Source organism: Jiangella mangrovi (genome assembly GCF_014204975.1).
Taxonomy (GTDB): domain Bacteria; phylum Actinomycetota; class Actinomycetes; order Jiangellales; family Jiangellaceae; genus Jiangella; species Jiangella mangrovi.
In genome coordinates this window covers 953,812-978,970 of record NZ_JACHMM010000001.1, presented here as the reverse complement: position 1 = coordinate 978,970, position 25,159 = coordinate 953,812, and the positions used below count along the sequence as shown (strand labels likewise).

Here is a 25,159-nt window from a genome sequence, read left to right as displayed (position 1 = left end):
TGGTTGCGGGCGTCGGGAGGGACTTTTCCTCGCTATGGCGGGGAGAACTCCCTCCTGGCGCGCGTGGAGGGCGAGTTGCTGCTGCTCTGGCGGTAGTAACTCGCCCTCGACGACCTGTGGCGTCCGCGTTGTGGGATTTCCGGCGATTTTTGGGCCGCCCACCATGATTGCCCGACCTTCACGAGGCCTGCAGGCCTAGTACGGCACGGGATTTCGTGGTGAACGTGATCATCTCGGCCCGGGCGGATCGGAGCCGACCTCGCCAGCCCGGCAGAACCTACGCATGGGCGCGCGCCTACCGGGTAAACAACCAAGTGAGATGACAACGAAGACGACGAACCGTCAGACGTTGACGCCCTGGTCCTCGAGCCAGGAGCGCGGGTTGACGGGGTCGCCGCCGTCCGGGTGGACCTCGAGGTGCAGGTGCGGGCCGGTGGAGTTGCCCGTGGAGCCGACGCGGCCGATGACCTCGCCGGGGGCGACCTCGCCGGAGCGGAGGACGAAGCGCGAGAGGTGGCAGTACCAGGTCTCGGTGCCGTCCCAGTGGCGGATGACGATCTTGTTGCCGTAGGGGCCGTCGTAGCCGGCGAAGATGATCTCGCCGGACGAGAGCGACATGACCTCGGTGCCGGTGGGAGCGGCGAAGTCGAGGCCGGTGTGGCGGTTGGACCACATGGAGCCGCCGGCGCCGAACCCCGCGGTGATGCGGTAGTTCTCGACCGGGAGGAGCCAGCGCTTGGCCTCGCGCTCGGCGCGGGCGGCCGCTTCGGCGGCCTCGATGCGCTGCTGCTCGATGATGCGGGTGTGTGCCTCGGTGGCGATCTCGCCGGCCTCGGCCGCGAGCGACTGCTCTGCGGCGACCAGGGTGTCGAGCGCGCCGCCCTCAGTGGGGTGGCCCGACTCCTGGGGGCGCTGGGCGATGGCGTTGAGTCCGTCCGAGCTGTCCGTCGACCCGACCGCATGAGGCATGGCCAGGGCCCCGGAGGCCGCTGCTGCTACCGCTACGGAACCGACCACCGACGGGACACTGACGTGTCTGCGGCGGCTACGGTGACGCCCGCTGCCGGAGCGTTGCGACACGCCAGAACCTTTCGCCGGGGACAAGGACTCGGAGGACATTAACCGTCCCCTAGGGGTCCTGCCAAACGCCCCGCCTCAGGCGTTTCGCCACCTCATCACGGACTGTGACACCGGAAGCAACCCCGAACGGCCCGTAACCGGGTCGTGACCTCGACCAACAGGCAGACGTTGATCGACGTTGCGAGCGCAAGGTTCGTGACGCTCTGTGACATGTGATCTGCGTCACACTTGGCAACCTACGGCCGAGCTGAGGCGTCCCCCTCCACCGAACGGAGGGCGCGCGGTTCATCCGCAGGTAGTGTCGTAACACCGGTCGGATCAGCGTTGTTCCTGGAGGTGGTCATGGTGGACGCACGCCCGCTGCGGGTGGTCGTCGCGAAGCCCGGTCTCGACGGTCACGACCGGGGCGCCAAGGTGGTGGCGCGGGCGCTTCGTGACGCCGGCGTCGAGGTCGTCTACACGGGCCTGCACCAGACACCCGAGCAGATCGTCGAGGCCGCCATCCAGGAGGACGCCGACGCCGTCGGCCTCTCCATTCTCTCCGGGGCGCACATGACGCTGTTCAAGCGCGTCCTCGAGCTGCTGGCCGAGCGCGACGCCGGCGACATCGTCGTCTTCGGTGGCGGCATCATCCCCGACGCCGACATCCCGCTGCTGGCGGAACTCGGTGTGGCCCGCGTCTTCACGCCCGGTGCCTCGACGCAGGACATCGTCGCCTGGGTCGACACGCTGCGCGACCGCGCCCAGGCCTCGTAGTCCGGCTGGAAATCATTTCCGCCGATAGCACGAGTCTGCCCTGACTCGGTAAGGTTTGCCGGAAATTCACCGAGTTGCGGCCCGGCGATCGATGGCGGGTCGTCCGGCATCGATGGGGTGAACTCCGTGCTGAATCGACGTGATCGCGCGCGCTCCGCCGCCCTCACCACCGCCGCCGCACTGTTCATGAGCGGCCTGGTCCTCGTCCCCGCTGCCGCCGTCGAGCCGGAGGACCTCACCCGCCCGGGCGAGTCGGTCCTGGTCGACACCGACCGGCAGACCATCGCCCCGGGGATGGAGTTGACGACGTTCTCCCGGCTCGAGGACGGCGGCTGGAACGCCGGCAGCATCCTCGAGGTCGACCTCGACTCCGGCGTCACGCTGGACTACCAGTACTCCGGCGAGGTCACCCGGACCGCCACGGTCAGGTCGCTGGCGGAGGCCAGCGGCGCGACGGCCGCGGTCAACGGCGACTTCTACGACATCAACAACTCCAACGCGCCGCTCGGCGTGGGCGTCGGCCGCGACGAGGGCATGGTCACCGCCCCGACCGCGGGCCACGAGAACGCCATCGCCGTGGACTCCGCCGGCGCCGTCGCCATGGCGCAGGTCTTCCTCGAGGGCACCGCCGTCACGGGCGACGGCGTCAGCCTGCGGCTCGCGGGGGTCAACACCCACCGTCTGCCGGCCAACGGCATCGGCGTCTTCACGTCGGCATGGGGGAGCTACACCCGCGCCAACACCGTCCCGGCGACCGGCCCTCGCGCCGAGGTCACCGTCGTCGACGGCGTCGTCACCGCCGTGGGCGCGACGCCCGGCGCCGGCCCGATCGCCGCGAACACCGTCGTGCTGATCGGCCGCGACACCGGCGCCGCGTCGCTGCTCGCGCTGCAGCCCGGCGACACCGTCGACGTCTCCTACGCGCCGCGCTCGGACCTCGGCGAGGTCGCGGTCGCGGTCGGCGGCGGGGACGTGCTGGTCGACGACGGCGTGCAGCGCACCTTCACCGACACCGAGCCGGCTGCGCGCACGTCCATCGGGATCTCCGAGGACGGCCGCACCATGTATCTGGTGTCGCTCGACGGCAAGCAGGCCCACTCGCGCGGCATGACGCTCGGCGAGTTCGCGGAGCTGATGTCCGACGTCGGCGCCTACGACGCGCTGAACATCGACGGCGGCGGATCGTCCACGCTCGTGGTCCGCGACCCCGGCACCGACGACCGCACCGTCGTCAACACCCCGTCCGACGGCAGCGAGCGGTCGGTCGCCAACGGCCTGGCGCTGTTCGCGGCCGAGGGCTCCGGCGAGCTGGACGGGTTCCGCATCCTGGCCGGCCACGCTCAGGACACCGAGAACACCGACCGCGTGTTCCCCGGCCTCACCCGCACGGTCGAGGCGCTCGGCCACGACGAGACGTTCGCCGCCGTCGACGCCCGGCCGCGGTGGACGACGGAGGACCGCCGGGTCGCCTCGGTGCTGCGCGGCGACACCCCCACGACGGCCGTCGTCACCGGCATCCGGCCGGGGAGCACCGACGTGCAGGCCGACCTGCGCGGGTCCGAGGGCGCGCTGGACATCACCGTCCTGGGTGAGCTGCGGCGGCTGGAGCCCACCGCCACGCTGATCCCGCTGGGCGGCGCCGACGACACCGGGACGCTCGCGCTCACCGGCTACGACATCGACGGCTACCGCGCGCCGGTCGAGCCCGCTGACGTCACCGTCACCGGCGGCGAGGGCGTGGTCGCGCTGGTGCCCGACGGCGACGGGTTCACCGTCGACCCGCTGGTCGACACCGGGTCGGCGCTGGTGACGCTCGAGGCCGCGGGCGTCGAGACCAGCGTCGCGATCACCGTTGGCCTGGCCGAGGTGCCGGTCGCGGACTTCGCCGACGCGTCGCGCTGGACCATCAGCTTCGCCCGCGCGACCGGCGCCATCGCCCCCACCGAGGGCCCCGACGGCCGCGACGGCGTGCGGCTCACGTACGACTTCACCGGCGGCAACACCCGCGCTGCCTACGCCGCTCCGCCGGCGCAGTTCACCATGCCGGGGCAGCCGCAGAACATCAAGGCGTGGGTGAAGGGCGACGGCCAGGGCACCTGGATCCGGATGCGGATCTACGACCCCAACGGCACGCTGCTCACGCTCAACGGCGGCTACACGACGTTCACCGGCTGGCAGCAGCTGAGCTTCCCGGTCCCGGCCGGCACGCAGTACCCGCTGCGCTTCCGCGACATCTACGCCGTCGAGGCCTCCGGCGCCCGCAACTACCACGGCGAGACGTCGTTCAGCGACATCACCGTCGAGATCGCGCCCGAGGTGGAGCTGCCCGCGGCGGAGCGGTTCGAGGACCCGGTCGTCGTCACCAACGGCACCGCCGACGACGCCGCCCAGCGAATCGCCGTCATGAGCGACTCGCAGTTCGTCGGGCGCAACCCGGACAGCGACATCGTCCAGGCCGCCCGCCGGACGCTGCGCGAGATCGTCGCCGAGGACCCGGACGCGCTGGTCATCAACGGCGACCTCGTCGACGAGGCGGCCCCGATCGACTTCGACCTGGCCCGCCGGGTGCTGGACGAGGAGCTGGCCGGCGCCGACTTCCCCTGGTACTACGTGCCGGGCAACCACGAGGTGCAGGGCGGCCCGATCGCCAACTTCATCGCCGAGTTCGGCGCCACCCAGCACACCGTCGACCTGCCGACCGACCACGGCAGCACGCGGATCATCACGTTGAACTCCGCGTTCGGCACGCTGCGCGGTGGCGGGTTCGCCCAGGTGGCCGAGCTGCGCCGGGCTCTCGATGAAGCAGCCGAGGCGCCCGATGTCACCGGTGTGCTGGTCTTCATGCACCACCCGGCCAACGACCCGCTGCCCACGGCGAACAGCCAGCTGGCCGACCGGCGCGAGGCGGCGATGCTGGAGACCTGGCTGGCCGGCTTCGAGGCCGAGAGCGGCAAGTCGGCGGCGTTCGTCGGCGCCCACGCGGGCGTGTTCGACGCCAGTTCTGTCGACGGCGTGCCGTTCATCGTCAACGGCAACTCCGGCAAGGGCCCGGCCTCGACCCCGGACGACGGCGGCTTCACCGGCTGGACGCTGCTGGGCCTCGAGCCGTCGCGCGGGGAGAAGAAGGACGACGACGAGTGGCTGCGGGCGGAGGTCCGGGCGCGGGTCGACACCATCGCCCTGCAGGCCCCGGCGACGCTGGCGGCCGGCGCGACCGGTGCGGTCGCGGCCACCGTCGAGCAGGACGGCGTGCGCACTGTCCCGGTGCAGTGGCCGGTGTCGGCGCAGTGGGGCGGCGCCGGCGTGTGGGTCGGCGGGGCCGACGAGGCGCCGCGCTGGGCCACCGTCGCCGTCGACCCGGCGGCCGGGACGATCGTCGGCCTGCGGGCCGGAACCGCCACCCTCACCGTCACGGTGAACGGCGAGACGGCGACCCAGGCGGTCACCGTCGGCTGACACCGTCGGCGAAGACCGCCGAGCGCACTGGGGGTCACCGCCCGCCGAGGGTGGTGACCCCCTCTCGCTGCGGCCCGCGACGAGCGCGGATAGGCTGCGCACGACCGAGACTCTGAAGGATGGATTCGCGTGGACCTGATGGAGTACCAGGCGAAGGAGCTCTTCGCCAAGCACGAGGTCCCGGTGCTGCCGGGGTCCGTGGCCGAGACGGTGGACGAGGCCCGCAGGGCCGCAGCGGAGATCGGCGGCCAGGTCGTCGTCAAGGCGCAGGTGAAGACGGGCGGCCGCGGCAAGGCCGGTGGCGTCAAGCTCGCCGAGAACGACGTCGAGGCCGAAGAGAAGGCCCGGGCGATCCTGGGCATGGACATCAAGGGCCACACGGTCCACCGGGTGCTGGTCACCCAGGCGAGCGACATCGCCGAGGAGTACTACGTCTCCTTCCTGCTCGACCGCGCCAACCGGACCTTCCTGGCCATGGCCAGCGTCGAGGGCGGCATGGAGATCGAGCAGCTGGCGGTCGAGCGGCCCGAGGCGCTGGCGCGCATCGCCGTCGACGCCATCGAGGGTGTCGACGCCGCCAAGGCGGCCGAGATCGCCGACGCCGCCGGGTTCGCCCCCGACGTCCGCGACCAGGTCATCGACATCCTGCAGAAGCTGTGGACGGTGTTCACCAGCGAGGACGCCACGCTGGTCGAGGTCAACCCGCTGGTGAAGACGCCCGACGGCCAGGTCGTCGCGCTCGACGGCAAGGTCAGCCTCGACGAGAACGCCGAGTTCCGGCACCCGGAGCACGCCGAGTTCGAGGACAAGGCCGCGGCCGACCCGCTCGAGGCGCGCGCCAAGGAGAAGGACCTCAACTACGTCAAGCTGTCCGGCGAGGTCGGCATCATCGGCAACGGCGCGGGCCTGGTCATGTCGACGCTGGACGTGGTCGCCTACGCCGGTGAGGAGTTCGGTGGGGTCAAGCCGGCCAACTTCCTCGACATCGGTGGCGGCGCGTCGGCCGAGGTCATGGCGAACGGGCTGGAGATCATCCTGTCCGACGACGAGGTCAAGGCCGTCTTCGTGAACGTCTTCGGCGGCATCACCGCCTGCGACGCCGTCGCCAACGGCATCGTGCACGCGTTCGAGCTGCTCGAGGGCCGCGGCGACCAGGTCACCAAGCCGCTGGTGGTGCGCCTCGACGGGAACAACGCCGAGGAGGGCCGGCGCATCCTCTCGGAGTTCGCCGCCACGGCACCGGCCGGGCTCATCGAGCAGGTCGACACGATGGACGGCGCCGCGCGACGCGCGGCCGAGCTCGCGGCAGCGAAGTAGGGGCGACGAGTCATGGCTATCTTCCTCGACGAGAACAGCAGGATCATCGTCCAGGGCATCACCGGCGCCGAGGGCACCAAGCACACGCAGCGCATGCTGCGCGCCGGCGCCAAGATCGTCGGCGGCGTCAACGCCCGCAAGGCCGGCCAGGAGCTCGACTTCACCGAGTTCTCCTCCGACGCCGTCCTCACGGTGCACGGCACGGTCGCCGAGGCCATGGACAAGACCGGCGCCAACGTGTCGGTCGCGTTCGTCCCGCCGAAGTTCACCAAGGACGCCGTCATCGAGGCCGTCGACGCCGGCATCGAGCTGCTCGTGGTCATCACCGAGGGCATCCCGGTGCACGACACCGCCGAGTTCTGGGCCTACGCGCAGTCCAAGGGCAACAAGACCCGCATCGTCGGCCCGAACTGCCCCGGCGTCATCAGCCCCGGCAAGTCCAACGCCGGCATCATCCCGGCCGACATCACCGGCGCCGGGCCCATCGGCCTGGTCAGCAAGTCCGGCACGCTGACCTACCAGATGATGTACGAGCTGCGTGACATCGGCTTCTCCACCGCCGTCGGCATCGGCGGCGACCCGGTCATCGGCACCACGCACATCGACGCGCTCGAGGCGTTCGAGGCCGACCCCGAGACCAAGGCCGTCGTCATGATCGGCGAGATCGGCGGCGACGCCGAGGAGCGGGCCGCGGCCTACATCAAGGAGCACGTCACCAAGCCGGTCGTCGGCTACGTGGCGGGCTTCACCGCCCCCGAGGGCAAGACCATGGGCCACGCCGGCGCCATCGTGTCCGGCTCGTCCGGCACGGCGCAGGCCAAGAAGGAGGCCCTCGAGGCCGCCGGGGTCGCCGTCGGCAAGACACCCAGCGAGACCGCGCGGCTGATGCGCGAGATCTACCAGAGGCTGTAACCGCGGGCCGCCAGCCCGATGGCGCTTGAAAGAGAGAGTCCGCTGAGCCAACTGGGATCGGGAGAAACTCGGCCGGGTCGTCGATTCGTCGGCGGCCCGGCCGATCTCTGCCCGGGGAGTGAGGGCACGTGAGCGAGATCCTGGCCGAGCTGCGGCGGGTGTTCGACGGCGCCGTGAAGGACCCCGACGGCTACCGGATCGCCTACGGCTACGACTCGACCGAGAAGAACTACCTGGTCGTGAAGCGGACGATCATCCACTCGTTCGTCGTCGGCTACGTGCCGGGGGCGAAGGACCTCGCCATCCTCGAGGTCTCGGGTGAGCCCGGGGAGATCGAGGCCGCCGAGCCGCTGTACGTGACGGCGTCGACGCTGCGGTCGGCGAAGAAGGACCTGCAGCGCCGCTACGTCATCCGCACGACCGACGGCGACAAGGTGCGGTTCACGGTGCTGCCGACGGTGCCGAGGCTGCTGCAGGCCGCCTACGTGCTGGGCGTGGAGCAGCGCGACGAGGCGGCCGCGTTCGCGGAGTACTTCGACACGCTGCGCTGACGGGTTCGACGGATCGACGCGCCCTTCCTAGCCGTTCGTGATCATGTTCCCTCGCGGTCGCTGTGGCGCCGTGAGAGAACATGATCACCGGTACGACGACTGTCATCGGCGGACCTCCTCATTCGCGTGGGGATCACCTCACCCGGCATTGGGCCGCATTGTGGCGATCTGTTGTTGATCATGGAGAAGTGCGGCTTCCACGGCCCTGGAAACCCGCTCTTCTCCATGATCAACCGGGATCCGGGGCCGCGGACCCATTGATCCGTCGGGCACACCTTGATCCGCCAGACGCGCGCTAGGCGCCGTAGGCGGCGAGGAAGACGCGGACGCCCTCGTCGGCGTAGCGCCGTAGTTCGGCGGCCGGCAGGGGAGCGTCGTCGCCGGTGAGCATGGCCCGGTTGAGCGGTACCGACATGACCAGCCAGTTGAAGTGCGCGGCCGCGAGATCGGCGTCGTCGGCCGCGAGCAGGCCGCGCTCGGTGAGCCCGCGGAAGGCCGCCGCGAGGTCGGCGATGGTGCGGGCCGGGCCGCGCTCGGCGAACAGCCGGCCCAGTTCGGGGAAGCGGCCCGCCTCGCCGATGACCAGCCGGCGCAGCCGCAGCAGCCGCGGGCGCATGACCATGGCCAGCTGGCGGCGGGCGAGGTCGCGCAGGTCGGCCTCGACGTCGCCGGTGTCGCGAAGCGCCGCGACCTCGGCGTGCACGGGGTCGGCCGCCTCGTCGACGGTCAGCGCGACGATGGCCGCGAACAGTGTCTCCTTGCCGGCGAAGTGCGCGTACACCGTCGGCTTCGAGACCGCGGCGCGCGCGGCGATCTGGTCGATGCTGGTGCCGGCGTAGCCCTGGGCCAGGAAGACCTCGGTCGCGGCCTCGACGATGGCCTGCTGCTTGCCGGGGCGGGGGCTCATGGAGCAGACTTTACTACACCGTTTAGTTTGGTTTGGTCTGTTGAGAGGTGGATGATGGGCAGGATCATCGTCATCGAGAACGTCACGCTCGACGGCGTCATGCAGGCTCCGGCCGCTCCCGAGGAGGACACCCGCGGCGACTTCCGGTACGGCGGCTGGGGCGCGCCCTATTCCGACGAGGTCGCGATGCGCGAGATGGGCGAAGGCATGGCCCAGGGCGGCCCGCTGCTCTTCGGCCGGCTCACCTACCAGCAGTTCGAGGGGTTCTGGCCGAAGCAGACCGACGGCAACCCATTCACCCCGGTGCTCGACGCCGCCACGAAATACGTCGCCTCGACCACGCTGACCGAGCCGCTGAGCTGGGAGAACTCCGTCCTCGTCGGGCCCGGTGAGCTCGCCGCGCTGAAGGAGCGCGAGCCGCGCGACATCGGCGTGCTCGGGAGCGGCGAGCTGGTGCAGTCGCTGCTGCGCGAGGACCTCGTCGACCAGTTCCTGCTGTCGATCCACCCGCTGGTGCTCGGCGAGGGCACCCGGCTGTTCCGCGACGGCGCGCAGCTGGCGCCGTTCCGGCTGGTGAAGTCCGTCCCGACCACGACGGGCGTGATCATCGCGACCTACGACCGGATCAGGTGACGGCGGCGCGGGCGACGTTCTCGGGGCGACGGTGCTCGCCGGCGGACAGGACGGCGGCCATGTGCTCGACGGCGTCGTACACGTTGGTGAACCGGAGGTAGAGCGGCGCGAGGCCGAACCGGGCGAGGTCGGGCTCGCGGAAGTCACCGACGACGCGGCGGGCGATCAGCGCCTGCACGAACCCGTACGCCTCCGGCAGCCGCAGGCACAGCTGCGAGCCGCGGGCGGCGTGGTCGCGCGGCACCTCGGGCTCGACGCCGTACTCGCCCAGACGTGAGGCGGCCAGCGCGAGGAAGAAGTCGGTGAGCGCCAGCGACTTGCGCCGCACGTCGGCCATGGCGACCCCGTCGAACGCGTCCAGCGCGGCGTCGAGCACCGCCGTCCCGATGACCGGCGTGGTGCCGCTGAGCAGCCGCCGCACGCCGTCGGCCGGGCGATAGTCACGCTCGAGCGCGAACGGCGTCGCGTGCCCGAACCAGCCGGTGACGGGCTGCTCGACGGTGCCCAGCCAGCGCGGCGCGGCGTAGACGAACGCCGGTGCGCCGGGACCGCCGTTGAGGTACTTGTACCCGCAGCCGACGGCGAGGTCGGCGCCCCAGCCGGCGAGGTCGACGGCGACGGCGCCCGCGGAGTGGCAGAGGTCCCAGAGCACGACGGCGCCGGCCTCGTGCACCGCCCGGGTGACGGCGGCGCCGTCGTGCATGCGCCCGAGCCGGTAGTCGACGTGGCAGAGCGACACGACGGCGACGTCGTCGTCCAGGACCTCGTCGAGGGGCTGGGTCGCGGGGTCCCACCAGCGCACCGTCAGCCCGAGCAGCCGCGCGACCCCGTCGGCCACGTAGGAGTCGGTGGGGAAGGCGCCCGGCTCGGTGACGATGACCGTGCGGTCCGGCCGCAGCCGCGCGCCCGCCACGAGCAGCTTGAACAACTGCACGCTGGTGGAGTCGCCGACAGTGACGGTGCCCGGCTCCGCGCCGAGCAGCGGCTCCAGCTTGGCCCCGACCGTCGCCGGCAGGTCGTACCAGCCGTGCGCGTTCCACGACGTGATGAGGTCGTCGCGCCACTCGGTGCCGACCAGCCGCCCGACCCGCTCGGCCACGCCGCGCGGCAGCGGGCCGAGCGAGTTGCCGTCCAGGTAGATGACACCGTCGGGCAGGTCGAACCGGTCGCGCAGGTGCGCCAGCGGGTCGTCGCGGTCCAGTGCCTCGGCGTGTGCGCGCTCCATGCCCCGCAGCGTACGACGGCGTCAGCGTGCGGCGCCGTCAGCCGACGGCCCGCTCCAGCGCCGTCGCGAGCAGCGGCGTCACGACGCCGGGCCAGTCGCCGCCGGACGGATCGTCCATCGCGCCGAACGACACCACGACGACGATGTTGCTCACCCGCGCGATCCCGACGCCGGAGAACGAGCCCGAGGAGCCGGCGTTGTCCGCGGTCGGCTCGCTCGTGACGGTCCAGGCGATGGCGTCGTCGGCGCCGTCGACCTCCAGGGTCACCGGATCGCCGACCGTCTGCTCCCGATCCTCGCCCACCTCGCCGCAGGTCTCGGGCAGGGCCGTGTGGGCCGCGACCACCCGGAACGCGGTGTCCGCGTCCGGCAGCTGCAACGCCCACTCGGCCAGGCTGGCGTCGAGGTCGTGGATGTAGCCCAGCACCTCGACGGTGTCGGCGCCGACGGCCGTGAGGTCCTCGAGGCAGGGCGCCTGGTGCGCCGTGGTCTCGGTCGACTCCGGGCTGCGGAAGAACCCGGTCGCCGTGCCGACCGCTGCGACGTCGTCGTCGGTGAGGAACGGGTCGTCGGCGAGGCTCAGCACCTCCGGCTCGGCGTCCCCGGTGGGGTCGCCGGTCGGGTCGCTGGTGGGATCGCCGGTCGGGGCGTTCGTCGGTCCCTCGGTCGTCACCGGCCCGTCCATCGGCTCGATGAAGGGCTCGTCGACGCAGGTGTCGCCGAAGAGCACGTCGCAGATCCGCTCCGCCGCCGCGACCGGCACGTCCATGTCCAGGGCGCGTTCGCCGACGGTGTCGGCGGTGGTCTCGGTCTTGACGGTGACGCTGACGACGTCGCGGCTGCGGACGATGGCCACGGTCGCCACCGTCGCCGCGTCGTCGTCGGGATCGGCGTAGTACCGGACCATCCAGCCCTCGTCGCCGACGCCGCCGAGCCGCACGGTGTCGGTGACCGCCGGCAGGGCGTCGGCGCCGCGTTCGGGGAGGCAGCCCAGCAGCTCGTCGCGCAGCCCGGCGGCGCTCGCGCCGTCGACGAACCGCACGAGATCCTGGCGCACCTCGCCGGACTCGGAGGCGAAGCCGGCCTGAGCGCGGTCGGTCAGCGCGCTCATGGTGTCGACGGTGCCGGACGGGTCGCAGGCGACGGCCGGGCCGGGCTCGTCGGACTGCTGCCAGTCGACCGCGGTGGCCTCGGTCAGATCCTCGGGGGTGAGCAGGGCCGCGCTCACCGCGGGCGCCGACGTCGTGGTGGCCGGGTCCGTGGTCTGCGGGGTCGAGAGGCTGGCGGGCGGGGCCGGGTCGGGCGTGGTCGAGAGGTCCGGCGGGCTGATGATCGCCACGCCGGCCGCGACCGCCGCCACCCCGGCGAGCACGCCGCCGGTCACCTGGTGCCGGGTCCGCCGGGCCGCCCGCTGCCGTGCCGCCGACGGCCCCGGCAGCGAGACGCCGTCGAGGTCGGCCGAGAGCCCGCCGAGCCGCCGGCGCAGCTCGTCGTCGAAGTCGCCCGTCACGACGCTCCACCTCCCGCCGGTATGCCCGCCGAGTCGGTGGTGTCGCCGGGGTCGGTGAGCAGCTGGGCCAGCGCCGCCCGCCCCCGCGACAGGCGCGCCTTGATGGTCCCGGTCGGCGACCCGGTCTCGTGCGCGATGTCCTCGACGCTCATGCCGGCCAGGTGGTGCATGACGATCGCCTGGCGCTGGCTCTCGGGGATCTGCTTGAGCGCGGTGACCAGCGCGACGTGGTCGGGGTCGGGCGACGGCGCGTGGTCCGGCGCGCCGTGGCGGACCAGCGCCGTGACGCCGTTCTTCGCCTTGCGCCAGCGGCTCGCCGCGATGCGCCAGGCGACGGTGCGGATCCAGGCCTCCGGGTTGTTCGCCTGGCTGACGGTCTTCCAGCGCTGCCAGGCGCGGGCGTACGCCTCTTGCGTGCACTCCTGCGCGTCGGCGAGGTTGCCGGTCATGGCGTACATCTGGTGCAGCACCCGGCGGTGGGTGGCGTTGTAGAACTCGTCGAAATCGGTGGTGTCGGCGGCCATGGTCGTCACCCCCCGATCCGCTGCGCTGCGAGCTCGAGCAGCTGGCGCATCTGATCGGGTGACAGCTCGTCGGCGATGAGCCCGTAGTAGACGACGGTGACGACGTCGCCGCTCACCGCGGCGCCGTAGAGCCACGACGTCCCGAACTCGGTGTTCGTCAGCTGCCATGTGGTGCCGTCGTAGCCGTCGCCGGAGACGGTGCCGGTGTTCTCGACGGTGTCGCCCGGCTGGGAGGGCTGTTCGGCGGCGGCCGTCAGCGCGTCGTAGTGGGCGCGCGCGGACTCGGTGTCCGGGAACTGGGCGCGGAACTGGGTGAGCTGGACGCCGCCGGGTTCCAACGGATCGTCGTAGGTCCGTTGTTCGAGTGACTCGGCGTCGTCGGCGAACGGGTCGCGCTCGAGGCCGACGAAGCCGTAGTCGGTCAGGCCCAGCTCGGTGGAGTCGGTCACGTCGCTGCCCCTGGCGAGGATGTCCAGCCCGACCTCCGCGAGGTCGTCGAGGGCCAGCCAGCCCGGCACATCGCCGACCGGCTCCGGGTAGAGCTGCTCGCGCTCCGGCTCCGACGGGCACTCGGTGTTCGAGACCGCGCACAGCCGGCTGACGGCCTCGACCGCGTCGTTGGTCTGCGGGACACCGTTGTAGTCCTGGCCTGCGCCGCCCCTGATCACGATCTCGACGAAGCCGTCGGCGCGGGACAGGCTGGCCTCCACGTAGGTCTGGGTCTCCTCGGTCCGTGGCGGGCCCTGCCAGGCCAGCAGATAGGTCTCGTCGCCCACGCCGGTGACCTGCCACACCTGGATGAGCTGGTGGTCGCCGCCCTCGGCGCACGCGGTGAGGTCGTCGCGCAGCTGCGCGAGCCGGGCCTCGGCATCGGTCCCGGCTGGCTCGACGATGTGCTCGACGCGGTAGTAGTCGTCGACCTGGAACGCCACGGCCTCGGCGGCGTCGCCGGCGGCCGGCATGCACGGCAGCCAGCTGTCGCCCGCCGGCACCTCGACCCAGTCCGACGGGGACTCCTGGCCGCGGATCAGGTACTCGAGGTCGATCAGGGCGCCCGGCGGGACGGCGAGCGAGCTGGTGCCGTCGTCGCCGGTGCTGCCGTTCTGGCCGCTGCCGTCGGGGCTCTCGTTTTCGGACGGGTCCGGGGTGGGCTCGGCCGGCGGGGTCGACGGCGGCGTGGTCGGGGACGTCTCCTCGGTCGTGGGGGAGTCGGTGACCGGGCCGACCGGCTCCGGCGACGCCACGAAGTCCGGCGGGCTGATCGCGAACACCCCGGCGGCGATCGCCGCGACCCCCGCCAGCACCCCGCCGGTCACCTGGTGCCGGGTCCGCTGCGCGGCACGGCGCCGGGCGGCGGCCGGACCGGCCAGCGAGATGCCCGCTAGGTCCGTTTCGAGCGACGACAAGCGCCGGGAAAGGCTGTCGTCGAGGCTGTCAGACACGGTGGCCTCCGGTGAGAACGGCGGTGTCGTCGGGAAGAATTCGGGCGAGCGTGGCGCGGGCCTTCGCGAGGCGGTTCTCGACGGTCGCGACGGACGCTCCGGTCTCGGTCGCGATGTCGGCGACGGCCGCCCCGGCGATCAGCCGGGCGACGATCGCGTACCGCTGCCGCTCGGGCAGCTTGCGCAGCGCGGCGACGAGGTCGGCGCTGCCGCCGCCGGGCGTCCGCGCGGCGCGCGTCGAGGGCCGCTTGGCGGGCCGTTTGACGGCGATCCGGCGGCCCGGCGCGAGCCGCCAGGCGGTCGTGCGGACCCAGGCCTCCGGGCTGGTGGCGGCGCTGACCGCCGGCCACTGGCGCCAGGCCCGAGCGTACGCCTCCTGGGTGCACTGCCGGGCCTGTTCGAGGTCGCCGGTCAACGCGTACAGCTGATGCAGGACGCGGCGGCTCGTCGCGTCGTAGAACGCGTCGAAATCCGCGGATCGACCCATGACCGCTACCTCCCCCGTGCCCGTCGCTCGTGACCTACACCCTGGAGGACCCGTGAGTGCGCTCCACGGTTGCACGGCCATTCGGGGAATGAGCGTGTTTCCTCGTATTCCGCACCGAGAAAAGGCAGCTGATCAGGGCGTGATCGGCGTGGCAGTGCCGATATCGGGGCGATGTGCGGTGACGATGGAGACGTGGCCGACCTGCTGACCCGACCGCTGCTCCGGCGCGACGAGCCGGCGTGGGGGTCGCGGGTCCCGTGGCTCGCGGCCATGGTCGCCGCCGCCTGGGCGCTGCTGGCCGGGTTCGCGCTGTGCGTGCTGCCCGGCGTCGCGGTGTGGATCGCCGAGGGTGCCATCGGCCCTCTGGGCGACCCGCTGCGGTTCGGCTCCCGGGTCTGGCTGACGGCGCACGGGTCGGGGCTCGACCTCGAGGCCGGGTCGCTGACGCTCGCCCCACTGGGGCTGACGCTGCTGTTCGTGCTGCTGCTGCACCGCTCCGCGCGGTGGGCGGCGCACTCGGCCGGGGTGGCGACGACGCGCGGCGCGGCCGCCGTCGTCGTGCCCGCGGTCGTGACGTATGCCGTGGGCGCCGGGATCATCGCGGCGCTCTCCGCCACCGCCGACGCCTCGAGCCAGCCGCTCGAGGCGGTGCTCTGGGCGGCACTGTGGTCCGGCGCCGCCGTGACCACCGGGGTGGCGCACGAATCCGGACTGCTGGCCGGCTGGTGGCATCAGGTGCCACCTCTCCTACGCGCGGCGACTGCCGGCGCGGCCGCGGCGGTGGCGGGGCTGGTCTGCGTGGGCGCAGTGCTGATGGGGGTCAGCCTCGTCGCCCACGCCGGCCGGACCGGGGACCTCGCCACCGCCCTGGACGCCGGTCTGCTCGGCTCGACGCTGCTGGTCGTGGGCTGCGCGCTGATCGTGCCGAACCTGGTCATCTGGTCCGCGGCGTTCGCGCTCGGGCCCGGCTTCGCCGTGGGGACGGCGACCTCGGTGGCGCCCGACGGCGTCACGCTCGGCCTGGTGCCGGCGGTCCCCGTGCTGGGCGCCCTGCCGACGAGCGTCCCCGGCAATCTCACCTGGCTGGTCGTCGCCGGGCCGGTGCTGGCCGGCGTGCTGGCGGGGTTGCTGGTGCACCGCCGGCTCGGCCCGGTCGACGTGGCTGACGAGCTGTTGGACGAGGCGGACGAGGTCGTGCCGGCGGACGACACGGTCGAGGAGCCGGTGCCGCTGGGGACGGCGGTCGTGGTGGCGGGTGGGGCGGGGGCGATCGCCGCGGTCGCCATGGCCGTGCTGGCACTGCTGTCCGGCGGGTCGGCGGGGGCCGAGCGGCTGGCCGTCCTCGGCCCGGTGCCGTGGGAGGTCGCCGCCGCGACGCTCGGCCTGGTCGGCGTGCCCGCGATCCTGGTCGTGCTGGTGCTCCGCTTCCGGCGGGCGCCGCGGGCCGAGGCGGACGAGGAGGACCCGGCGGACGAGGATTCGGCGGACGACGACGATGCGCCGGCGGACGGTGCGGCGCATGCGGCGGACGGCGGCCCGGCGGACCGCTCGGGAGGCACGGCGGAAGGTGAGCCGTCCGCCGTCGAGGAAGAGGAAGAGGAACCACTGACCGGCCCACCGCCCCCGCCCCTGCCGGGCCAGGGGTGATGGACGGGTATTGTCGCCCGCGTGACCTGCCGGATCGTGGTGCTGGTGTCGGGCACCGGCAGCAACCTCGCCGCCCTGCTCGACGCGTGTGCCGACCCCTCCTACGGTGCGACGGTCGTGGCTGTCGGCGCCGACCGTGACGGGATCCGGGCACTCGACCTCGCCGCCGGCGCCGGGGTGCCGGCCTTCGTCGAGCGGGTCAAGGACCACCCCGAGCGCGCCGACTGGGACCGCGCGCTGGCGGCACGGACCGCCGAGCACTCGCCGGACCTGGTGGTGTCGGCGGGCTTCCTCAAGCTGGTCGGCCCGGCGTTCCTGAGCCGGTTCGGCGACCGCTACCTCAACACCCACAACGCGCTGCTGCCGTCGTTCCCCGGCATCCACGGCCCCCGCGACGCGCTCGCCTACGGCGTCAAGGTCACCGGCGCCACGCTGTTCTTCGTCGACGAGGGCGTCGACACCGGGCCGATCGTCGCCCAGGTGGCCGTCCCCGTCCTCGACGACGACACCGAGGACACGCTGACCGAGCGGATCAAGGTCGCCGAGCGCGCCCAGCTGGTCGACTGGGTCGGCCGGCTGGCCCGCGAGGGCTGGACCATCAACGAGAGAAAGGTCACCATCCCGTGAGCGAGGCACGTACGCCGATCCGGCGCGCGCTGATCAGCGTCTACGACAAGACGGGGCTCGAGGAGCTCGCGCGCGGGCTGCACGCGGCCGGTGTCGCCATCGTCTCGACGGGGTCGACGGCGGCCCGCATCGCCGACGCCGGGGTGCCGGTGACCGCGGTCGAGGAGCTGACCGGGTTCCCCGAGTGTCTCGACGGCCGGGTCAAGACGCTGCACCCGAACGTGCACGCGGGCCTGCTGGCCGACGTCCGGCACGAGTCGCACCGGGCGCAGCTGGCCGAGCTCGGCATCGAGCCGTTCCAGCTGCTGGTCAGCAACCTGTACCCGTTCGCTCAGACGGTCGCGTCGGGCGCGGGACCGGACGAGGTCATCGAGCAGATCGACATCGGCGGGCCTTCGATGGTGCGCGGCGCGGCGAAGAACCACGCCAACGTCGCCGTCGTCGTCGACCCCGCCCGCTACGGCGAGGTGCTGGCCGCCGTCGAGGCCGGCGGGTTCACGCTCGGCGAGCGGCAGCGGTTCGCCCTGCAGGCGTTCTCGCACACCGCCACCTACGACGTGCACGTCGCGTCCTGGCTGGGCAGCGTCGTGGCGCCGCCGGCCGACGGCACCGTGTTCCCGTCGTGGATCGGCGGCACGTGGGAGCGCGAGGCGGTGCTGCGCTACGGCGAGAACCCGCACCAGGCCGCGGCGCTGTACCGCACCGGCTTCGGGGCGCCCGGGCTGGCCGGCGCGGAGCAGCTGCACGGCAAGGAGATGTCGTACAACAACTACGTCGACGCCGACGCTGCCTGGCGTTCCGCGCACGACTTCACCGACCCGGCCGTCGCCGTCATCAAGCACGCCAACCCGTGCGGCATTGCCGTCGGCACCGACATCGCCGACGCGCACCGCAAGGCCAACGCGACCGATCCGGTGTCGGCGTTCGGCGGCGTCATCGCGGCGAACGGGCCGATCACCGTGGCGGCCGCGGAGCAGATCGCCGAGATCTTCACCGAGGTCGTCGTCGCGCCGGACTTCGAGCCCGGCGCGCTGGACGTGCTGACGCAGAAGAAGAACGTGCGGCTGCTGCGGGTCGCCGGTGCCGACCTGCGGCCGGTCGAGACGCGCGCGATCTCCGGCGGGCTGCTCATGCAGCAGGTCGACCGGGTCGACGCCGAGGGCGACGACCCGGCGACGTGGACGCTGGCCGCCGGCACCGCCGTCGACGAGTCGACGCTGGCCGACCTGGTGTTCGCGTGGCGGGCGGTGCGGTCGGTGAAGAGCAACGCGATCCTGCTGGCTTCCGGTGGTGCGGCGGTCGGGATCGGCATGGGCCAGGTCAACCGGGTCGACTCCGCCCGGCTGGCGGTGTCGCGGGCGGGCGAGCGGGCGGCCGGCTCGGTGGCCGCGTCCGACGCGTTCTTCCCCTTCCCCGACGGCCTGCAGGTGCTGACCGACGCCGGCATCCGCGCCGTCGTCCAGCCCGGCGGTTCCATCCGCGACGAGGACGTGGTCCACGCCGCCCGCGAGGCCGGCGTGACCATGTACTTCACCGGGACGCGGCACTTCTTCCACTGACGCTCCGGGCGGGCTGACCGGGCGACTCCTCGGCGGCGTCGGTGTGGGTGTGGTGCGGGAACTGTGTGGCGCAACTGTCGCTCTGGCGACAGTGGCGCCACCCCGACGCGGCAGCGATCTCACACCGTTTCGCCGGCCCGGCCGCACGCCGCCGCACGCCGCCGGGCGCTGGGAAAACGGGGATGATCAGGGGAGTCGGCGGGGTAGGGTGAACGACATGGCAGCCAAGAAGTCAGGCGGCAACGACGAGCTCAAGGCCAAGATGCGCGAGGCCCTCGAGCGGAAGAAGTCGGCCGACCACGACCACCCGCACGACGAAGCGTCCGGCACCGGCCCCTCGCACGAGGACGCCGCGAAGACCCAGCGGATGTTCCGGCGCAAGAGCGGCTGATCGCCGTTCGGCCGCCGGTCCGGGTCATGCGAGAATCAGATACGTGAGCGCAAAGATTCTCGACGGCAAGAACACGGCGGCCATCATCCGTTCCGAGCTCACCGCCAGGGTGAAGGCCCTCGGCGAACGGGGTGTGGTCCCGGGCCTCGGCACGGTGCTGGTGGGCGACGACCCCGGCAGTCATGCCTACGTCGCCGGCAAGCACCGCGACTGCGCCGAGGTCGGCATCGAGTCCCTCCAGATCGAGCTGCCCGCCACGGCCACGCAGGCCGAGGTCGAGGCGGCCGTCGCGCAACTCAACGAAGACCCGAGCTGTCACGGCTTCATCGTCCAGCTGCCGCTCCCGAAGGGCCTGGACGAGGAGCGCGTGCTGTCGGCCATCGACCCCGCGAAGGACGCCGACGGCCTGCACCCGCAGAACCTCGGCAAGCTGGTGCTCATGCAGCCGGCGCCGCTGCCCTGCACCCCGCGTGGGTGCCTCGAGCTGCTGCGCCGCTACGACGTCCCCGTCGACGGCGCCGAGCTGGTGGTCGTCGGGCGCGGCGTCACAGCCGGCCGGCCCATGGGGCTGCTGTTCTCGCGGCGTTCCGAGAATGCAACCGTCACCATCTGCCACACCGGCACCCGCGACCTCGTGGGCACGCTGCGGCGGGCCGACATCGTCATCGCCGCGGCCGGGGTGCCGGGGCTCATCACGGCCGACATGATCAAGCCGGGGGCGGCCGTCCTCGACGTCGGCATCACCCGAGTCGTCGGGCCCGACGGCAAGGGCCGCTACACCGGCGACGTCGCGCCCGAGGTGCGCGAGGTCGCGGGCCATCTCGCGCCCATGCCCGGGGGGATCGGGCCCATGACTCGTGCAATGCTGTTGGCCAACGTGGTGGAGGCGGCCGAGTCCGCCGTCCTCGCGTAGGCCGGACCACGCCCGGCGAGCGGATCGGCAGTGTTCACGCCGGTTCGTTCTTCCCCTTGAGGAGGACACATTCCATGGCCGAGAAGTCTCCGCGCGGCCTCGCCGACGTCGTGGCCGCGTCCACGTCGATCTCCGACATCGACGGGCGAGCGGGTCGGCTCTCCTACCGCGGTTACGACATCCACGACATCGCCGGGCGCATCTCCTTCGAGGAGTGCGTCCATCTGCTCCAGCGGGGCACGCTGCCGACGCAGGCGGAGCTCGACGGCCTGACGGCGGAGCTCGCCGAGGGCCGCCAGTACGGCTCCGTCGCCACCACGCTGCTCCCGTACGTCGTCCAGAGCGGCACCCCCATGGAGGCGCTGCGCACGCTGGTCTCCTCGCTGGCCATCGACGACCCCGACGCCTCCGACGCGTCCATCGAGGCCGACCGCCGCAAGGCCACCCGGCTGGTCGCGCAGATGCCGGTGCTGGTCGCCACCTACGAGGGGCAGCGCTCCGGCCGCGAGGTCCCCGACGCCGACCCCGAGCTGGGCATCGCCGGCAACTTCCTGCTGCAGATCACCGGCGAGCGGCCGGCGCCGCGGGCCGCCGAGATCTTCGACGAGTGCCTGGTGCTGCACGCCGACCACACCATGAACGCCTCGACGTTCACCGCCCGGGTCATCGCCGCCACGCTGTCGGACATGCACTCGGCCATCACCGGCGCCATGGGTGCGCTGCGCGGGCCTCTGCACGGCGGGGCCAACGAGGCGGTCATGAAGACCCTCACCTCCATCGAGGGCGAGGCCGACGCCGTCGACCAGTTCGTCCGCGACGAGCTCGCCGCCGGCCGCAAGCTCATGGGGTTCGGCCACCGGGTCTACAAGACCGAGGACCCGCGCGCCACGCACCTGCGGCGCATGAGCGAGGAGCTGGCCGAGCTCACCGGCAACCGCCGCTACTACGAGTTCTCGCGGCGCATGGAGCAGACGGTGCTCGACGAGAAGGGCCTGTACCCCAACGTCGACTTCTTCGCCGCCAGCGTCTACCACGCGCTGGGCATCCCGACGGACCTGTTCACGCCGGTGTTCGCCATCTCGCGCATGAGCGGCTGGACGGCGCACGTCATCGAGCAGCACGAGGACAACCGCCTCATCCGGCCCGACAGCGACTACACCGGGCCGCACGACCAGCAGTGGGTGGAGATCTCGCAGCGGTGAACACACGCGCCGGTTCCCATCGCGCGGCGGCCAGCAGCCGCTGGGCCGCGGCCGCCGAGCGGCGGCTCATGCCCGCGAGCTGGCTGCGCGCGGTGTTCCGGCAGTGGCCGCTGCTGCTGGTGCTCGCCGTCATCGCCGTCGGCACCGTCATCGTCGCCGACAACCACTTCCGCCGGGGCACGTTCATCATCGCCGGCGGCATCTGCCTGGCGGTCGTCCTGCGGGCGGTGCTGCCCAGCGGCATCGCCGGCCTGCTCAAGGTGCGCTCGCGCGCCATCGACCTGTTGACGCTGGGGTTCCTGGGGGCGGGGACCCTGATCGCGTCGCTCATCGTCCCGCCCCCGTCCTGAATCCGATTCCGTCGCACCTCAACGAGGAGAGATCCACCATGGCCCAGCCCGTCAACGTCACCGTCACCGGCGCGGCCGGTCAGATCGGCTACGCGCTGCTCTTCCGGGTGGCGTCGGGTCAGCTGCTGGGAGCCGACACCCCCGTGCGGCTCAAGCTGCTCGAGATCCCCCAGGCCGTGAAGGCCGCCGAGGGCACCGCGATGGAGCTCGACGACTGCGCGTTCCCGCTGCTCAGTGGCATCGACATCTATGACGACCCGACCCAGGCGTTCGACGGTGTCAACGTCGCCCTGCTCGTGGGGGCGCGTCCGCGGTCCAAGGGCATGGAGCGCGGCGACCTGCTCGAGGCCAACGGCGGCATCTTCAAGCCGCAGGGCGAGGCGATCAACGCCGGCGCGGCGTCCGACGTTCGCGTCCTGGTCGTCGGCAACCCGGCCAACACCAACGCGCTGATCGCGCAGTCGCACGCGCCCGACGTGCCGGCCGACCGGTTCACCGCGATGACCCGCCTCGACCACAACCGCGCGCTGTCGCAGCTGTCGTCGAAGCTGGGCGTCGGCGTCGCCGACATCAGCAAGCTGACCATCTGGGGCAACCACTCCGCCACGCAGTACCCCGACATCTTCCACGCCGAGGTCTCCGGCAAGCCGGCGGCGGAGCTGGTCGAGGAGTCCTGGCTGACCGACGACTTCATCCCGACGGTGGCCAAGCGCGGCGCCGCGATCATCGAGGCGCGGGGCGCGTCGTCGGCGGCGTCGGCGGCCAACGCGGCCATCGACCACGTGTACGACTGGGTCAACGGCACGCCCGAGGGCGACTGGACGTCGGCCGCCATCGTGTCCGACGGCTCGTACGGCGTGCCCGAGGGCATCATCTCGTCGTTCCCGGTCGTCTCGCGCGGCGGCGCCTGGGAGATCGTCCAGGGCCTCGAGGTCAGCGACTTCTCGCGGCAGCGCATCGACGCGTCGGTGGGCGAGCTGACCGAGGAGCGCGACGCGGTGGCCGCGCTCGGGCTCATCTGAGCGCGTCTGTTATCTTGACGTCGAGACAAATCTATTCTTCCGGGAGACGCTGACATGGCGAAGATCAAGGTGGCCGGGCCCGTCGTCGAGCTCGACGGCGACGAGATGACGCGGATCATCTGGCAGTTCATCAAGGACCGCCTGATCCACCCGTACCTCGACATCGACCTGCGCTACTACGACCTCGGCATCGAGCACCGCGACGCCACCGACGACCAGGTGACCATCGACGCCGCCAACGCCATCAAGGAGCACGGCGTCGGCGTCAAGTGCGCCACCATCACGCCCGACGAGGCGCGGGTCGAGGAGTTCGGCCTGAAGAAGATGTGGATCTCGCCCAACGGCACGATCCGCAACATCCTCGGCGGCGTGGTCTTCCGCGAGCCGATCATCATCTCGAACATCCCGCGGCTCGTGCCGGGCTGGACCAAGCCGATCATCATCGGCCGTCACGCCCACGGCGACCAGTACAAGGCCACCAACTTCAAGGTGCCCGGCGCCGGCGAGCTCACCATCACCTTCACCCCGGCCGACGGCTCCGAGCCGATCCAGCACGTGGTGGCCAACTACGGCGCCGACGGCGGCGTGGCCATGGGCATGTACAACTACAACAAGTCCATCGAGGACTTCGCCCGCGCCTCGTTCTCGTACGGCCTGCAGCGCGGCTACCCGGTCTACATGTCGACCAAGAACACGATCCTCAAGGCCTACGACGGTGCGTTCAAGGACATCTTCGCCGACGTCTTCGAGCGCGAGTTCAAGGCCGACTTCGAGAAGGCCGGCCTCACCTACGAGCACCGGCTCATCGACGACATGGTCGCGGCCGCGCTGAAGTGGGAGGGCGGCTACGTCTGGGCCTGCAAGAACTACGACGGTGACGTCCAGTCCGACACCGTCGCCCAGGGCTTCGGCTCGCTCGGCCTCATGACGTCGGTGCTCATGACGCCCGACGGCAGGACGGTCGAGGCCGAGGCCGCGCACGGCACGGTCACCCGGCACTACCGGCAGCACCAGGCCGGCAAGCCGACGTCGACCAACCCCATCGCGTCCATCTACGCCTGGACCGGTGGCCTCAAGCACCGCGGCAAGCTCGACAACACCCCCGAGGTCACCGGCTTCGCCGAGACCCTCGAGGACGTCATCATCAAGACCGTCGAGTCCGGTGTCATGACGAAGGACCTCGCGCTGCTGGTCGGGCCGGACCAGGAGTGGAAGACCACCGAGGACTTCCTCGGCGCGCTCGACGAGAACCTCGCCAAGCGCCTCGTCTGAGAACCGTGAAGCCGTTCGCCGTGCGGTCGGGTCGCGCCTAGGCTCGACCGCATGGTGGACGAGGAGACCTTCCGGGCGCTCGCGCGCTCGTCGCCCTGGCGCTGGCGGTCGGTGGAGCTGACCCGCCGCCTGGTCGGCGACGCGATCACGGCCGACGAGGAAGTGCGTGCCTGGATCGACCGGCCCGGCCGCATGCGCGTCGTCGACCACGACGGCACCGAGCACCTGGTCGACGAGACGCCGGCCGACCGAGGCCTCGTCCTCGTGTCGAGCTCCGACGACGGTTCCGGCGACGGTTCCGGCGGCGCGCCCGTCGAGCCGTCGGTGGTCACCGTCCCGCTCGATCCCGCCGCGCCCGCGCCGGAGCGCCGCCCCGACGGTCTGGTCGCGCGGCGGCCGTCCGGTGTCACCGTCGCCTACGACGACCCCATGTACGAGAACTACCTGTGGGTCGCCATGCTCGACCCCGTGGAGCTGTCCGACGGCGTCGACGTGCTGTCGGTCGAGCAGGTGGTCCGCGAGGGCCGCGACACCCTCGAGGCGACCGTCCGGCCCACCGCGGCCTACGACCCGCGCTGCACCTGCTGCGCCCTGCTGATCGGCGAGGTCTCGGCCGAGCTGCTGCGGGCCGAGGGCGGGCCCGATCCCGAGGACCGCGCCTTCGCCGACGCGTTCGCCGTGGCCCTCGACGTCGAGACCGGCATCTGCGTCGAGCTGCGCGAGCTCGGCGGCGACGACGACGGCGCCGGCTTCGACGTCCGCATCGAGGCGGTCGTTGCGGTCTCACCTGCGGAATTTGGCTAGTGGATGGTGTGGCATCCTGCTACTGACGCCTGCGTAATCTGCCCATTCGAGGGTGCGGCGCTTTGCTCGAAGCAGCATCCTCCTCGATCAGCCGGCCCAGGGCGCGGTCGCCGGCGCGGACCCCGAGCCCTGGCCGCTTCATCCTCACCGGTTCGGTGCGGGGCGACCTCGACATGCCCAGCCGGCCCGGCACCGGTCGCATTCTGCGGGTGCCGATGCACGGACTCACCGTCGGTGAGATCAGGGGTGATCTGCTCGCATCGGAAGCGGTTGAAGCGTCTGGTCCGTGGCTCGAAGCGATACGTCGTCGATCCATCGCTCGCGCTCGCCGCCCTGCGACCGGATGTCGCGGAACCGCGCCGCCGCGCCCTCGCCTTCAACAGCACCAGGGCCCCCTCCCCGGATGGCCCGGCCCTCAGACCCGCTGGTGTTGGGTTGCGCTGGCCGCCCGCTGTTGATCATGGAGAAGGGCGGCTTCCGAGGCCGGTTTTGGTCGCTCTTCTCCATGATCATCAATGATTCGACCCCCTATAGGTGGTTGGATCATTGATGATCATGGAAAGTGGTCGGCG

General features: G+C 72.0%; 23 protein-coding genes. 16 read left to right on the top strand and 7 right to left on the bottom strand.

From position 1 onward, the window contains the following. Positions 1-342: 342 nt before the first annotated feature. A complete protein-coding gene (locus tag HD601_RS04510) occupies positions 343-969 on the bottom strand; it encodes a M23 family metallopeptidase (RefSeq protein ID WP_184819727.1) in 627 nt (208 codons plus the stop codon). A 453-nt stretch (positions 970-1,422) separates the two neighbouring features. Between HD601_RS04510 and icmB the strand changes: the two genes are divergently transcribed. The 5 genes from icmB to HD601_RS04485 all read left to right on the top strand — a co-directional run bounded on the left by icmB (position 1,423) and on the right by HD601_RS04485 (position 8,072). Beyond that, positions 1,423-1,836: a coenzyme B12-dependent isobutyryl CoA mutase small subunit gene (icmB, locus tag HD601_RS04505; protein ID WP_221440528.1), complete on the top strand. Its 414-nt coding sequence runs from the start codon at positions 1,423-1,425 to the stop codon at positions 1,834-1,836. Between the two features lie 126 nt (positions 1,837-1,962). Continuing rightward, positions 1,963-5,292 carry a phosphodiester glycosidase family protein gene (locus HD601_RS04500; RefSeq protein ID WP_184819725.1) on the top strand — a complete coding sequence of 1,110 codons (3,330 nt, stop codon included), beginning with the start codon at positions 1,963-1,965 and terminating at the stop codon, positions 5,290-5,292. Between the two features lie 129 nt (positions 5,293-5,421). Beyond that, complete coding sequence (gene sucC / locus HD601_RS04495) at positions 5,422-6,609, top strand: ADP-forming succinate--CoA ligase subunit beta (protein WP_184819724.1); 1,188 nt, start codon at positions 5,422-5,424, stop codon at positions 6,607-6,609. Between the two features lie 12 nt (positions 6,610-6,621). After that, positions 6,622-7,521 carry a succinate--CoA ligase subunit alpha gene (gene sucD, locus HD601_RS04490; protein ID WP_184819723.1) on the top strand — a complete coding sequence of 300 codons (900 nt, stop codon included), beginning with the start codon at positions 6,622-6,624 and terminating at the stop codon, positions 7,519-7,521. Between the two features lie 128 nt (positions 7,522-7,649). Next, entirely contained in the window at positions 7,650-8,072 is a 423-nt protein-coding gene (locus tag HD601_RS04485; RefSeq protein ID WP_184819722.1) for a hypothetical protein, read from the top strand. 295 nt (positions 8,073-8,367) lie between these two features. On the opposite strand, the gene HD601_RS04480 is transcribed toward HD601_RS04485, so the two are convergent. Next, positions 8,368-8,979: a TetR/AcrR family transcriptional regulator gene (locus HD601_RS04480; RefSeq protein WP_184819721.1), complete on the bottom strand. Its 612-nt coding sequence runs from the start codon at positions 8,977-8,979 to the stop codon at positions 8,368-8,370. 54 nt (positions 8,980-9,033) lie between these two features. On the opposite strand from HD601_RS04480, the gene HD601_RS04475 reads away from it, so the two are divergent. Beyond that, positions 9,034-9,612: a dihydrofolate reductase family protein gene (locus HD601_RS04475; protein WP_184819720.1), complete on the top strand. Its 579-nt coding sequence runs from the start codon at positions 9,034-9,036 to the stop codon at positions 9,610-9,612. Here HD601_RS04475 and kynU read toward each other — a convergent pair. Genes kynU through HD601_RS04450 form a run of 5 tightly spaced genes read right to left on the bottom strand, consistent with a single transcriptional unit; the run spans position 9,605 to position 14,800 of the window. Then, entirely contained in the window at positions 9,605-10,837 is a 1,233-nt protein-coding gene (kynU, locus tag HD601_RS04470) for a kynureninase (protein ID WP_184819719.1), read from the bottom strand. The genes HD601_RS04475 and kynU overlap by 8 nt on opposite strands. A 37-nt stretch (positions 10,838-10,874) precedes the next feature. After that, the gene (locus HD601_RS04465) at positions 10,875-12,347 is read right to left on the bottom strand and encodes a hypothetical protein (protein WP_184819717.1); all 1,473 of its coding nucleotides are present in this window, start codon (positions 12,345-12,347) and stop codon (positions 10,875-10,877) included. Beyond that, positions 12,344-12,871, bottom strand: a complete 528-nt coding sequence (locus HD601_RS04460; protein WP_184819716.1) for a SigE family RNA polymerase sigma factor — start codon at positions 12,869-12,871, stop codon at positions 12,344-12,346. Before HD601_RS04460 ends, HD601_RS04465 begins: the two co-directional genes overlap by 4 nt. Before the next feature lie 5 nt (positions 12,872-12,876). Then, entirely contained in the window at positions 12,877-14,313 is a 1,437-nt protein-coding gene (locus HD601_RS04455; protein WP_184819715.1) for a hypothetical protein, read from the bottom strand. Continuing rightward, positions 14,306-14,800 carry a sigma factor-like helix-turn-helix DNA-binding protein gene (locus HD601_RS04450; RefSeq protein ID WP_184819714.1) on the bottom strand — a complete coding sequence of 165 codons (495 nt, stop codon included), beginning with the start codon at positions 14,798-14,800 and terminating at the stop codon, positions 14,306-14,308. Before HD601_RS04450 ends, HD601_RS04455 begins: the two co-directional genes overlap by 8 nt. Before the next feature lie 192 nt (positions 14,801-14,992). On the opposite strand from HD601_RS04450, the gene HD601_RS04445 reads away from it, so the two are divergent. The 10 genes from HD601_RS04445 (at position 14,993) to HD601_RS04400 (ending at position 24,587) form a co-directional block, all read left to right on the top strand. Next, positions 14,993-16,447 (top strand): cell division protein PerM, encoded by a 1,455-nt coding sequence (locus tag HD601_RS04445; protein ID WP_184819713.1) that lies wholly within the window; start codon positions 14,993-14,995, stop codon positions 16,445-16,447. A gap of 21 nt (positions 16,448-16,468) precedes the next feature. Continuing rightward, the gene (gene purN, locus HD601_RS04440) at positions 16,469-17,074 is read left to right on the top strand and encodes a phosphoribosylglycinamide formyltransferase (RefSeq protein WP_343076385.1); all 606 of its coding nucleotides are present in this window, start codon (positions 16,469-16,471) and stop codon (positions 17,072-17,074) included. Beyond that, complete coding sequence (gene purH / locus HD601_RS04435) at positions 17,071-18,633, top strand: bifunctional phosphoribosylaminoimidazolecarboxamide formyltransferase/IMP cyclohydrolase (RefSeq protein ID WP_184819712.1); 1,563 nt, start codon at positions 17,071-17,073, stop codon at positions 18,631-18,633. Before purN ends, purH begins: the two co-directional genes overlap by 4 nt. A gap of 217 nt (positions 18,634-18,850) precedes the next feature. After that, on the top strand, positions 18,851-19,024 hold the full coding sequence (locus HD601_RS04430) for a DUF5302 domain-containing protein (RefSeq protein ID WP_184819710.1): 174 nt from the start codon (positions 18,851-18,853) through the stop codon (positions 19,022-19,024). A gap of 43 nt (positions 19,025-19,067) precedes the next feature. Continuing rightward, positions 19,068-19,937: a bifunctional methylenetetrahydrofolate dehydrogenase/methenyltetrahydrofolate cyclohydrolase gene (locus HD601_RS04425; RefSeq protein WP_184819708.1), complete on the top strand. Its 870-nt coding sequence runs from the start codon at positions 19,068-19,070 to the stop codon at positions 19,935-19,937. Between the two features lie 74 nt (positions 19,938-20,011). Next, positions 20,012-21,139, top strand: a complete 1,128-nt coding sequence (locus tag HD601_RS04420) for a citrate/2-methylcitrate synthase (RefSeq protein WP_184819706.1) — start codon at positions 20,012-20,014, stop codon at positions 21,137-21,139. Beyond that, on the top strand, positions 21,136-21,489 hold the full coding sequence (locus HD601_RS04415) for a DUF3017 domain-containing protein (RefSeq protein WP_221440527.1): 354 nt from the start codon (positions 21,136-21,138) through the stop codon (positions 21,487-21,489). The genes HD601_RS04420 and HD601_RS04415 overlap by 4 nt, the downstream gene beginning before the upstream one ends. 38 nt (positions 21,490-21,527) lie before the next feature. Next, positions 21,528-22,511, top strand: coding sequence for a malate dehydrogenase (locus HD601_RS04410; RefSeq protein WP_184819704.1), 984 nt, complete (start codon positions 21,528-21,530; stop codon positions 22,509-22,511). 54 nt (positions 22,512-22,565) lie between these two features. Further along, entirely contained in the window at positions 22,566-23,783 is a 1,218-nt protein-coding gene (locus tag HD601_RS04405; protein ID WP_184819702.1) for an NADP-dependent isocitrate dehydrogenase, read from the top strand. A gap of 51 nt (positions 23,784-23,834) precedes the next feature. After that, positions 23,835-24,587, top strand: coding sequence for a hypothetical protein (locus tag HD601_RS04400; RefSeq protein WP_184819700.1), 753 nt, complete (start codon positions 23,835-23,837; stop codon positions 24,585-24,587). Positions 24,588-25,159: the final 572 nt, after the last annotated feature.

What these genes read in the sequence shown, in the direction of transcription:
- HD601_RS04430 (WP_184819710.1), top strand. Translation starts at nt 18,851, where the DNA reads ATGGCAGCCAAGAAGTCAGGCGGCAACGACGAGCTCAAGGCCAAGATG.
- HD601_RS04510 (WP_184819727.1), bottom strand. Translation starts at nt 969, where the DNA reads ATGCCTCATGCGGTCGGGTCGACGGACAGCTCGGACGGACTCAACGCC.
- HD601_RS04400 (WP_184819700.1), top strand. Translation starts at nt 23,835, where the DNA reads ATGGTGGACGAGGAGACCTTCCGGGCGCTCGCGCGCTCGTCGCCCTGG.
- kynU (WP_184819719.1), bottom strand. Translation starts at nt 10,837, where the DNA reads ATGGAGCGCGCACACGCCGAGGCACTGGACCGCGACGACCCGCTGGCG.
- icmB (WP_221440528.1), top strand. Translation starts at nt 1,423, where the DNA reads ATGGTGGACGCACGCCCGCTGCGGGTGGTCGTCGCGAAGCCCGGTCTC.
- HD601_RS04460 (WP_184819716.1), bottom strand. Translation starts at nt 12,871, where the DNA reads ATGGCCGCCGACACCACCGATTTCGACGAGTTCTACAACGCCACCCAC.
- HD601_RS04480 (WP_184819721.1), bottom strand. Translation starts at nt 8,979, where the DNA reads ATGAGCCCCCGCCCCGGCAAGCAGCAGGCCATCGTCGAGGCCGCGACC.
- sucD (WP_184819723.1), top strand. Translation starts at nt 6,622, where the DNA reads ATGGCTATCTTCCTCGACGAGAACAGCAGGATCATCGTCCAGGGCATC.
- HD601_RS04405 (WP_184819702.1), top strand. Translation starts at nt 22,566, where the DNA reads ATGGCGAAGATCAAGGTGGCCGGGCCCGTCGTCGAGCTCGACGGCGAC.
- HD601_RS04475 (WP_184819720.1), top strand. Translation starts at nt 9,034, where the DNA reads ATGGGCAGGATCATCGTCATCGAGAACGTCACGCTCGACGGCGTCATG.
- HD601_RS04420 (WP_184819706.1), top strand. Translation starts at nt 20,012, where the DNA reads ATGGCCGAGAAGTCTCCGCGCGGCCTCGCCGACGTCGTGGCCGCGTCC.
- HD601_RS04410 (WP_184819704.1), top strand. Translation starts at nt 21,528, where the DNA reads ATGGCCCAGCCCGTCAACGTCACCGTCACCGGCGCGGCCGGTCAGATC.
- HD601_RS04450 (WP_184819714.1), bottom strand. Translation starts at nt 14,800, where the DNA reads ATGGGTCGATCCGCGGATTTCGACGCGTTCTACGACGCGACGAGCCGC.